Annotated in this window: 12 protein-coding genes, 1 tRNA gene and 2 pseudogenes; 13 read left to right on the top strand and 2 right to left on the bottom strand. The window is 59.9% G+C overall.

The genetic code is table 11. The features are described from left to right. The 8 genes from AX756_RS26165 to AX756_RS22800 all read left to right on the top strand — a co-directional run. The coding region (locus AX756_RS26165; RefSeq protein ID WP_197431119.1) for a site-specific integrase at positions 1 to 244 on the top strand (244 nt) is incomplete at its 5' end. After that, entirely contained in the window at positions 229 to 645 is a 417-nt protein-coding gene (locus tag AX756_RS22830; RefSeq protein WP_156461636.1) for a hypothetical protein, read from the top strand. The genes AX756_RS26165 and AX756_RS22830, both read left to right, overlap by 16 nt. An 87-nt stretch (positions 646 to 732) precedes the next feature. Beyond that, positions 733 to 999: a hypothetical protein gene (locus AX756_RS22825; protein WP_068317660.1), complete on the top strand. Its 267-nt coding sequence runs from the start codon at positions 733 to 735 to the stop codon at positions 997 to 999. Continuing rightward, positions 996 to 1,271 carry a hypothetical protein gene (locus AX756_RS22820; RefSeq protein ID WP_068317656.1) on the top strand — a complete coding sequence of 92 codons (276 nt, stop codon included), beginning with the start codon at positions 996 to 998 and terminating at the stop codon, positions 1,269 to 1,271. Before AX756_RS22825 ends, AX756_RS22820 begins: the two co-directional genes overlap by 4 nt. Beyond that, on the top strand, positions 1,268 to 1,450 hold the full coding sequence (locus AX756_RS22815) for a hypothetical protein (RefSeq protein ID WP_068317650.1): 183 nt from the start codon (positions 1,268 to 1,270) through the stop codon (positions 1,448 to 1,450). Before AX756_RS22820 ends, AX756_RS22815 begins: the two co-directional genes overlap by 4 nt. 122 nt (positions 1,451 to 1,572) lie before the next feature. Continuing rightward, complete coding sequence (locus AX756_RS22810; RefSeq protein WP_068317645.1) at positions 1,573 to 2,838, top strand: hypothetical protein; 1,266 nt, start codon at positions 1,573 to 1,575, stop codon at positions 2,836 to 2,838. After that, on the top strand, positions 2,838 to 4,283 hold the full coding sequence (locus AX756_RS22805) for a DNA primase family protein (protein ID WP_197431118.1): 1,446 nt from the start codon (positions 2,838 to 2,840) through the stop codon (positions 4,281 to 4,283). The genes AX756_RS22810 and AX756_RS22805 overlap by 1 nt, the downstream gene beginning before the upstream one ends. Positions 4,284 to 4,563: 280 nt before the next feature. Continuing rightward, on the top strand, positions 4,564 to 5,034 hold the full coding sequence (locus AX756_RS22800) for a ProQ/FinO family protein (RefSeq protein ID WP_068317638.1): 471 nt from the start codon (positions 4,564 to 4,566) through the stop codon (positions 5,032 to 5,034). 400 nt (positions 5,035 to 5,434) lie between these two features. On the opposite strand, the pseudogene AX756_RS22790 reads toward AX756_RS22800, so the two are convergent. After that, a pseudogene (locus tag AX756_RS22790) lies at positions 5,435 to 6,010 on the bottom strand (IS630 family transposase); the annotation flags it as partial. A gap of 186 nt (positions 6,011 to 6,196) precedes the next feature. Here AX756_RS22790 and AX756_RS25865 point away from each other — a divergent pair. From AX756_RS25865 to AX756_RS22775, 4 genes and pseudogenes are all read left to right on the top strand, one after another. After that, complete coding sequence (locus tag AX756_RS25865) at positions 6,197 to 6,736, top strand: hypothetical protein (RefSeq protein WP_156461635.1); 540 nt, start codon at positions 6,197 to 6,199, stop codon at positions 6,734 to 6,736. Positions 6,737 to 6,988: 252 nt separating this feature from the next. Then, positions 6,989 to 7,204 (top strand): annotated as a pseudogene (locus tag AX756_RS22785) (transposase domain-containing protein); the annotation flags it as partial. A gap of 83 nt (positions 7,205 to 7,287) precedes the next feature. Then, positions 7,288 to 7,722 carry a DUF6884 domain-containing protein gene (locus AX756_RS22780; RefSeq protein WP_068317633.1) on the top strand — a complete coding sequence of 145 codons (435 nt, stop codon included), beginning with the start codon at positions 7,288 to 7,290 and terminating at the stop codon, positions 7,720 to 7,722. Continuing rightward, positions 7,715 to 8,341, top strand: coding sequence for a GIY-YIG domain-containing protein (locus tag AX756_RS22775; RefSeq protein ID WP_068317631.1), 627 nt, complete (start codon positions 7,715 to 7,717; stop codon positions 8,339 to 8,341). Before AX756_RS22780 ends, AX756_RS22775 begins: the two co-directional genes overlap by 8 nt. Positions 8,342 to 8,454: 113 nt before the next feature. On the opposite strand, the gene AX756_RS25860 is transcribed toward AX756_RS22775, so the two are convergent. Continuing rightward, positions 8,455 to 8,598, bottom strand: a complete 144-nt coding sequence (locus tag AX756_RS25860) for a hypothetical protein (RefSeq protein ID WP_156461634.1) — start codon at positions 8,596 to 8,598, stop codon at positions 8,455 to 8,457. 235 nt (positions 8,599 to 8,833) lie between these two features. On the opposite strand from AX756_RS25860, the gene AX756_RS25855 reads away from it, so the two are divergent. Further along, positions 8,834 to 8,988, top strand: a tRNA-Met gene (locus AX756_RS25855). Position 8,989 lies beyond the last annotated feature (1 nt).

The following is an 8,989-nucleotide window of genomic DNA, read 5'->3' as shown; positions in this document are numbered from 1 at the left end:
CCGCGACGACGGCATGGATTATTCCAACACCCGATACGAGGCGCAGTTCAAGGCGGCGGTGGAGCGCGCGGAACTGGAGAACGTCACCGCATATTCCTGCCGTGATTCATTCATCAGCCGGGCGCTTCGGAAGGGCGCTTCCATCGCTGCGGTCGCGAAGCATGCGGGCACCAGCCCTGACCAGATCATGCGCTCCTACTTCAGCGAGCTGCCGACGGAGACGGACTCATGGCTCGGCGAGTGAAATCCTTCACGGGCAAGGACGGCCGCGTCGATCGGCAGAAGGTCGAGACCGATGTCTCCGCCTTCATCGACCTGTGGATCGACAGCCTGCTGCCAGATGGGCCAGAGATCGAGTTGCGCGAGGCTCTGGCAGCCCGTGAGGCCATCGATGCACTGGCGCGCCAAGGGCGCGAGAGGCGCGCTGAGAGCGGCCGTGGGAGCGGCTCCGCGCGCCGGGGTATCGAGGCAGCCCGCAAGGCGACCGTGCTGCGTATCGACGAGGAGATCGTCCGCAGGAGGCATCCGCACCTGACCTCGCTCAATGCCCGCGCGGAGAAGGTCCGGCAGTACTGGCCCGCCAGTGCAGGCGTGGACACACCCGGCCGATCGACGATTCGGCGCTGGCTGAAAAAACTTCCCTGACACCTCAAATTCGTTGCTCCCGAAAATTCCCCGAGCAACTGCACCCGTGCCACAAACTGGTCTGTTGATTCAAATCAGGAGGGTGCAATGGACACCGATCTTACAGGCGAGACGGCGACCGGCTATGCCGCGGCGCTCGCCACCCTGCCCGCTTGGAACGTCGACCAGCTCGCTGCCGTGATCGGCGCGCCGGTAACGACCATCGAGGCACAACTCACCCACCAGCGTAAGCCGGAATATACCGGCCCGGTCCTGCGGTCGTTCAGGATTGGCCGACGCCGGTTCTTCAGGCGCGAAGCAGCGCTCGACTGGATCCGGGAGCTGGAAGCCCTCGAGATGGGCGGTGCGGCATGACTGTAGAATTCACATTCTGCTTCGACGGGCCGGGTGAAATGGTGACCTCGGTCACCCTCACCCGCGAGAAGGCGCAGCGAGCCGCGCGCGGGTTCCTGAAGATGATCAACGACAATTCGTCCGCCCTCGGCACAGAGCGCTGGGCCCGGCTTGTCACGCTGTTATCCTACATCGCCGACGGGCTTGCGGAGCAGGAACCGGAAATCGTCCTGCATATGATGACTCCCACAGACAAGGCAGATCTCAATCTGGCGCTGGAGGCTGCGGCATGAGCAGCTCCGAGCTTGAGCGCCACAAGGCAGAGGCCGCTGGTGAGCTTCAGAGTGATGCCGATCTGCTCGCCGCGTATCGGTCGAACCCGTCAGATCCTGCAGCCCGGCAGCTCTGGTTTTCGCGGAAATACCTCCGCGACAGGATCGAACGGCTACAGACCAAGAAGCTCCTTTCATGACGAACACGGCCGGAGCGTGAACCCCGGCCGTAACGCTCATCTTCACAATCTGACCGCCATCGCGGACAGCTCCCACCAGAGCCTGTTTACCACGCCAGCGGTCCCAAACAAAGGGATCAGATTTGTCCGTCACATACATCGAAACGACCAATCCCGCGCGGATCGGAAAGATCTATGGCCCAGACGGCGCCGGGGGCGTCACGAAGTCTGTAGAGATGACCTACCGCGCTGCGGTCGGGGTAAGGTGCTCGTTCCCGAACCTGCAAGAGCTGGGTGAATTCGTCGACGCGATGGAGTCTGGCACGTCCTACCTGATCGCCGGGGTCTGCGACGGGCCCGAGACTTTCGACATCACCGGCATCGACGACGAGGAAGGGATCAAGAAGGGGAAAGAGCAGTTCCCGTTCCCGGCAGGCCCCGGCGTCATGATCATCGATGCCGACAATGCGATCCCGGCTGAAGACCTGCGCTTTCAACTCGACATGGCAGCACCGGGCTTTGGCCACGTCGCCATGGAGTGGAAGCCCTCCTCCTCCAGCTACCTCTGGAACGGCGACGAGCAGTTCACCGGGCTGAAAGGCGCGCATGCCTTCGTCTCGGTTGCAGACGCCAGCGACATCCCAAGAGCGGGCGACGTGCTGTTCAAGAGGCTCTGGCTGGCCGGGTTTGGGTGGATCAAGACCAGCAGTGCAGGGGCGATGCTGGAGCGGGCGCCCTATGATCGCGCCATGCTCGTGGGGTCACAGCCATGCTTCGCCGCAGGCGCGTTCTGTGAGCCTCCTGTGCGGCAGGAGCGGCCGCCGGCCCTCTACCTGCCCGGAGCCGAGGAAGTCGATACACAGGTCCTTTTGCCCGACTTGACGCCGCAAGAAGAACAGGCCTTCAGGAAGCTCGTCGCGGCGGCCAAACGGAAGGCTGCACCCGAGGCGAAGAAGATCCGAGAGGGTTATATCGACGGGCGCGTCGTCAAGGTCCTGAAGCAGCGTCTGGAGCGCGACCCGACACCGGAAGAGGTGGGGCAGTTCGACCGCTCCACCCTCGACATACCGATCGCCGGCGGGACGTTGGGCATGGACCAGATTGTCGAATTACAGTCCGGGTTGCTGGTGACTGTCGAGGAGATCCTCCTCCAGCCCGCCCGTTACCACCGGCAAATCTGCCGCGACCCAGCATCCCCGGAGTATCTCGCTGGCATCTTGTTTACGGATCGCGGACGCCCGGTCCTCCACAGCGAAGCGAACGTCAAGCCGACTTGGAAACTGGGTAGCGACGCAGACCGCAAAGCCCTCGCCGCCGACCGCGGACACATGGCGGCGATCCTGAAGAATCTGAGAGAGATGAGCCCGCATAGGAGATCCCTGTTAATCGACCACCTTAGGGGGACATGATGAACTTTCTGGAAAGCGTGCTGGCTGAAGTCGAGACCAGCGCGGAAGAAGTCGAGGCCAACACCAACCCGAGCGCAGCCTCTCCCTATCTGGATAGGTTGACCGAGGATGCGCTCGCAGAGCACTTCGTGAAGGGCCACATGGGCGGAGACGCGCGCCATGTTGTTGCTTGGGGAAAGTGGCTGTTCTGGTCTGGTACACACTGGGAGGCAGACGAGACCCTACGGTATGCGACCGAGATCCGGCAGGCGATTGCGCCGTTCGTCGCCGAGCTGTTCGACTTGGCTGATGCATCAGAAACCGGCGGCGCAGGTCTCCGGAAACTGGCGCGCCAGTTTGGATCCTCAAAGACCGTGATGAGCGTCGCCAGCCTCGCTAGGACCGTCGACAGTGTCCCGGTAGGGGTCGAGGAGCTGGATGCCGATCTCGATCTGCTCGCCACACCCGGCGGGATGGTCAACCTGCGCTCAGGTGAGATCCGGCCCGCCAAGCGCGAGGACCTGTGTACGAAGATCACCAGCGTCGCCCCCGCACCACCGGGTACGGTCCCGGAGCGCTGGATCGGGTTCCTGCACCGGATCTTCTCCGGGGATGTGGAGATGATACGGCTACTGCAGGAGGCGGCGGGCTACGGGCTCACCGGGCGCACCACAGAGCATAAGCTGCTGTTCCTCCACGGGTCGGGCAGGAACGGCAAGAGCGTCTACCTAAGCACGATCTCCCGGCTTGCAGGCGATTATGCTGGCCGCGCGCACGCCTCGACGTTCATCAAGCAGCACAACACCCAGCACCCCACTGACGTTGCAAAGCTGCGGGGTCTGCGGATGGTCATCGCGTCGGAACTGCCGGAAGGATCTGTCTGGAACGAGAACGTGCTGAAGGACCTGACTGGCGGCGAAACGGTCTCCGCGAGATACATGAGGCAGGATTTCTTCGATTTCAAACCACAGCTCACCTTGCTGATCGCCGGGAACTCGCAGCCATCTTTGCAGGGCGTGGATGTCGCGACGCGGGAGCGTCTGGTGCTGGTGCCGTTCGATGTAACCATTCCACGGGAGGAGCGGGACCCGCTGCTCGAGGAGAAGCTGATCGGGGAGGAAGGTCCTGCGATCCTGCGCTGGATGATCGACGGCGCCGTGCAGTGGTATCGCCATGGACTCACCATCCCGGAGAGCGTGCGTGCCGCGTCCGAGAGCTATTTTGCGAACGAAGACATCGTCGGCAACTTCCTGACTGCCTTCGTCGATATCGACCCTGACGGCTTCGCCAGTCGACGGTCCCTCTACAACGCCTTCAAGCGTCATTGCTACGACAACGGGCTGGCCTGCTGGACCTCCACGACATTCGTCAAGGAGCTGAGGAAGCGAAAGCTACAGGAGGGCAAGCGCGAGGGCACGCGCGGGTTCCGCGGTGTTAGAATGAGGGCTGCTGAATGGGATGTTTGAGATGTTCACAAATGTTCCGGGGCACTTGGGGCACCTCTTTCTATATAGGACGTAAGGCGTGTGCGCGCGTCATACGTATAGCTGTAAACTGCCCCGGAATCCCCTGTATAGACGCCCGATATAGCAGGAAGTGCCCCAAGTGCCCCGGATTCAATGATATCAACAACTTAGAAGACGGTTCCGGGGCACCTTTTCAGCAGCCTCCCGGTTTGGATAGCTGCCCCGGATCCGCTCATCTCATAGGAGACCTGACAAAAACCAGACACCAAGGAGAGCCCACATGAACCACCAGATGCCCCGTAGACGGATCCTGACTCTCAAGTCACCTCGGGATCCAGAACTCGCCTCCAAGATCGAGGAGGCACGCGCTAAACGAGAGCGCGCCGAGCGGCAGGCCGTCCTAGAGGCCGAACAGCAGGCCGCCAAGAAGATCCGCGTCGCCCGCGATCGTGAAACTGGGGCTGCCGTCCTCGCCCGGATCCGCGCCGACTTCCCTCGCGCCTTCCCCGACTGGAAGCGCCCGTTGGCAAGCGGCATGCACAAGGAGTTGCAGGCTCACTACCCTGACCTCACGCCTCGGGACATTCGGCTCGCGCTGTCCACATGGTGCGCGAATGTCCGATACCTCACAGCCGTCGTCCGGAGGGATGCGCGCCGCGTCAACCTCGACGGCAGCGACGCCGGCCCGGTTGCAGACGAGCAGCGCAGGCATGCCCGGATCCAGCTCAAGCAGAGGAAGGGAAAGAAATGACGGGAGAAGAACTCCTCGCAGAATTGATGGAGCTGGATGCCCGCGAGATTTACATTCGGCACCGGCAGGAACGCCGCCGGGGGGACGCCCTCGCGGAGGACCCGACTCCTTGGGTTCCGGGGTACAAGACCCGAGGCCGCGCTCGGCAACAGTGCGACAAGTGCCACCGGCTTTCTGACTAGGCCGTTGAGAACGTCTCTACGATGCTTGTCATGCGTTCTAAGAACCTCTTCCGGCAAGACGTCGTAGTAGATATCGAGGACGGATCTTGCCGCCGTTAGCAAAGGATCGACGACGCAGGCAGCCGGATAGATGCCACCTGACTTGAGGTCCGTGATCTGAGAGCAGAGCCGGTCAATGTCCCCACCCGCGGCTTCTAGTGTTCCGAGTTTGACGCTTGCTACCGGTTCCCCCGAATTTCATCGAGGGCGTTCAGCGCGCGGCGCTCTCGGGCGAGGATGTCGTCGGCCGATTTGGTCCAGGTGAAGGGCTTCGGGCTGGCGTTGTGCTGGAGGAGGTAGTCGTAGATGGCGGCCTCGAGATCACCGACGCTCGAGTAGCTGCCGCGCCGGATGCGCCTCGACGTGATCTCGGCGAAGAACCGTTCGACCATGTTCAGCCACGACGCGCTGGTCGGCGTGAAGTGCAGTTGGAAGCGCGGGTGTTTTTCCAGCCACGCCTTCACCTCGGGCGTCTTGTGGGTCGCGTAGTTGTCGAGCACCAGGTGGACCTCGCGCGACTTTGGCACGTCCCGGTCGATGCGGCGCAGGAACTTCAGGAACTCCTTTGCGCGGTGCCGTGGGAGGCATTCGCCAATCACCTGACCCGACTTCACGTCGAGCGCCGCGAACAGTGTGGTTGTGCCGTGGCGTTTGTAATCGTGGGTCATCGTGGCGGCGCGGCCCTTCTTCAGCGGCAATCCCGGCTGGGTCCGGTCCAGCGCCTGGATCTGGGACTTCTCATCGACGCACAGCACACTGACACGTCCGGCACCAGCTTGGAATCCTCCGTCAGGTGCAGAACACTAGAACAATGATCTGGACAAATGAGCGGAGTTTCGAAAACGTAAGAAAAATGTCCCGCATCAAAGGTCACTCGCTGCAGCGATTGATGCTGAGTTTGCAGTGACCCTCGGCGGGTTTTGATTTGAAGGATATAAATCATGCATATTTATTGCGCGTACAGAGACCAGAGAGTTCACGGGGCGGGGCCGCAAGGAGACGGATGCATAACAGGCCACCACATCATTCCAGACCATTGTTTTTACTACACATTTGGGGCCGGAAAAAAGTCTTGCCCAGTTGTTGCAGGGTATAAAACCGGCAACGCCCCGGTTGTTTTAGTGACTGCTAATAGAAATGGAGGCAAATCCAGAGAACATGGGCAAGTCCATGCAGTTTTTGACCCCATTGAACTTAAAGCGCAAAGGAATGGGTCAAACCAATGGACCTACCGTGAGGCACGCGACGCTGCGATTAAAAGCTTGAAAGACGCTCTTGGAGCGGACGAAGAGGTAGTTCGCGAAAAACTGGATGAGTATTTCATGTATGAACTGGGACTTACCGAGGATAACTTGATCAAAGCCGGTGATCACGGAGTCATGGCGAGTGCACCAGATCCTCGGCGAAACGCCAAGCGACGTGCCGCTTACACGTCGAGCAAGAAATCAAGAAGCAGCGGCCCCATCGATTATGGCTCTTGATAGCTTGCAGGGCTGGGGGTACTGCGCCGTCGAGAAAGGCGGCGAGTTCGGCGAAGCAGGAGGACGGCGCAGGATGAGAGAACGGCAAGTCTCGGTTTGAAGCCGTCGTCCGACAGTCTCAATCAGGGCTGTCCGACTAGTGTCCGATACCCTGCTTACATTGGGAACCATGCGTTAGGTGGGGAACACTAGGTTTCGCCTGCGATATGCGATCCACGCGGCGTTCACCCGGCCCAACACAGATGAGCAATGCGAACAAGGAGGCCCGTGGCCATCAGTAGGCAAAACTGGATGTTCGCCGGTTCCGAAGGTGGCGGGAAAGCCATGGCCATCGCTGTCACCCTGATCGAAACTGCCAAGCTGAATGGCATCGATCCGCAAACTTGGCTGACCTGGGTGCTCGAACGCTTCGCGGATCACAAGATCAACCGTCTCGACGAACTTATGCCTTGGAGTTACGCTGCCCAGGCAGAGCAACCGGGGATGCATGCTCCAGCCCAGAGCGCCTTCGTCGGACGGTCACCATTCTGTTTTAACCAACTGAGAATAATATGAATTCAAAGAGCGACAAACGCCCGATAGTCCTGATCTCATGCGTGAAGAGCAAGCGAGCCGTGCCGAGCAAGGCACGGGAACTCTACACTAGCCCGCTTTTCAAGAAGATGATGAGCTATGCCCTTTTGCTCGAACCAAAAGAGATATTCATTCTTTCCGCGCTCCACGGACTCCTTGATCTGGACACAGTAATTTTGCCTTACGAAAAGACCCTCAACAATATGAAGGTGAAAGATCGCAAGGACTGGTCGGACGGTGTAATCGCCTCGCTCGAAGAACGTTGCGACCTACGGAATGATGAATTTGTTCTGTTGGCTGGCAGGAAGTATTCGGAATTCCTTGCGCCGAGGCTCTCGCACGTCAGCCAGCCTATGGATGGCCTGTCCCAAGGTAGAAGATTGAAGTGGCTGAACGAGCAGTGCCATGTCTGAAGCCTGTGAACTGTTGCACCGTTGGGCGAACACGCTGCCTCGTCTAAATGCTTCATATTCTGCGGGTGAGATACCCAAGAACGGTATCTACTTGGTATTCGAAAAGGGAGAGTTTGCCCACGGCAGAGACCGCATCGTTCGTGTCGGAACGCACACAGGCAACGATAGGCTCGCAAAGAGATTGCACGAGCACTTGTTCAAGCCGAACAAGGACAGAAGCATCTTTCGGAAGCACATCGGACGCTGCCTGCTGGCCGATGACCCTTTTCTTGAGCAGTGGAACTTCGACCTCACATCGCGAGCCAATAAACTGAAATACGCTGGCCGCGTGGATATTGAGCGCCAAAAGGAAGTCGAAACCCGCGTCACAAGTTACATAAGCGACAATCTGGAATTTGTGGTTTTCCCCGTGAAGGAGAAGAACGAGAGGCTCGATCTCGAAAAATCCCTTCTGGCTACGATCAACTGTTGCACCGATTGTCGCCCATCGCCGACTTGGTTGGGCTTGCGTCATCAGGCGGACATTATTCGGCAAGGCCTTTGGAACGTGCAGGGGTTCGGCGGTCAGCCCCTGTCTGTTTCGGACATTCAGACCCTCGCTGGTCACACGGCGGCGTGAAAGCACTGAACGCAAGCGGGCGGAAAAATCCGCGGCTAACCTTACGGCCGGGCGCATCAGGTTAGAGACCTGGCGCAAGGGTCGCCAGATCATCTTCGATAGTTCGCATCGTCTCAAGTGCTTCGCGGTGTTTCCAGGCGGCCCGTGACCCGCACCACCGCGCAGCGCTGCTGATCGCCTACGAGCTCGCTGCGATCGAACACCAGACAATTCAGGAAGAAGGCGAAAGCGGCGGTCTTTTCGGCGACCTGCTGCATTCGATCGAGGATGTCCCGGCTCCGGGCGTAGGGCCCAGGCTTGATGCTCCTGCGCCCTGACACGCGCTCAGTGAGGCTCCAGCCCTCCAGTCCGCAAGGCGCCTGCAGGCCGCGTCCCAGAGCCTCTCCGTCGCATCTGCATCAGCGGACCAGATGACTGGACGGATCAGGTAGCGGGCGGGGCGTCGGTACCGGCAAGCGGGGGGGTATACGTAAACATTTTGGCTTAAGGGGCGCGGGCCGCGCAGGGGAACTCGACGCGCAAAAAACCTTGGCCAAAAATCTCAAAGCTCTCTGACGAGCGATCACGATTTTCACCGAAATTGCGTGTGAAAGATACGCGATCTGGCTCATAACCTGAAGGTCGTAGGTTCAAATCCTACCCCCGCAA

The organism is Aliiruegeria sabulilitoris, from assembly GCF_001558155.1.
Taxonomy (GTDB): domain Bacteria; phylum Pseudomonadota; class Alphaproteobacteria; order Rhodobacterales; family Rhodobacteraceae; genus Tropicimonas; species Tropicimonas sabulilitoris.
This window is presented reverse-complemented; position numbering and strand designations above follow the sequence as displayed.

What these genes read in the sequence shown, in the direction of transcription:
- AX756_RS25865 (WP_156461635.1), top strand. Translation starts at nt 6,197, where the DNA reads ATGCATATTTATTGCGCGTACAGAGACCAGAGAGTTCACGGGGCGGGG.
- AX756_RS22815 (WP_068317650.1), top strand. Translation starts at nt 1,268, where the DNA reads ATGAGCAGCTCCGAGCTTGAGCGCCACAAGGCAGAGGCCGCTGGTGAG.
- AX756_RS22805 (WP_197431118.1), top strand. Translation starts at nt 2,838, where the DNA reads ATGAACTTTCTGGAAAGCGTGCTGGCTGAAGTCGAGACCAGCGCGGAA.
- AX756_RS22800 (WP_068317638.1), top strand. Translation starts at nt 4,564, where the DNA reads ATGAACCACCAGATGCCCCGTAGACGGATCCTGACTCTCAAGTCACCT.
- AX756_RS25860 (WP_156461634.1), bottom strand. Translation starts at nt 8,598, where the DNA reads ATGCAGCAGGTCGCCGAAAAGACCGCCGCTTTCGCCTTCTTCCTGAAT.
- AX756_RS22775 (WP_068317631.1), top strand. Translation starts at nt 7,715, where the DNA reads ATGTCTGAAGCCTGTGAACTGTTGCACCGTTGGGCGAACACGCTGCCT.
- AX756_RS22820 (WP_068317656.1), top strand. Translation starts at nt 996, where the DNA reads ATGACTGTAGAATTCACATTCTGCTTCGACGGGCCGGGTGAAATGGTG.
- AX756_RS22825 (WP_068317660.1), top strand. Translation starts at nt 733, where the DNA reads ATGGACACCGATCTTACAGGCGAGACGGCGACCGGCTATGCCGCGGCG.
- AX756_RS22830 (WP_156461636.1), top strand. Translation starts at nt 229, where the DNA reads ATGGCTCGGCGAGTGAAATCCTTCACGGGCAAGGACGGCCGCGTCGAT.
- AX756_RS22780 (WP_068317633.1), top strand. Translation starts at nt 7,288, where the DNA reads ATGAATTCAAAGAGCGACAAACGCCCGATAGTCCTGATCTCATGCGTG.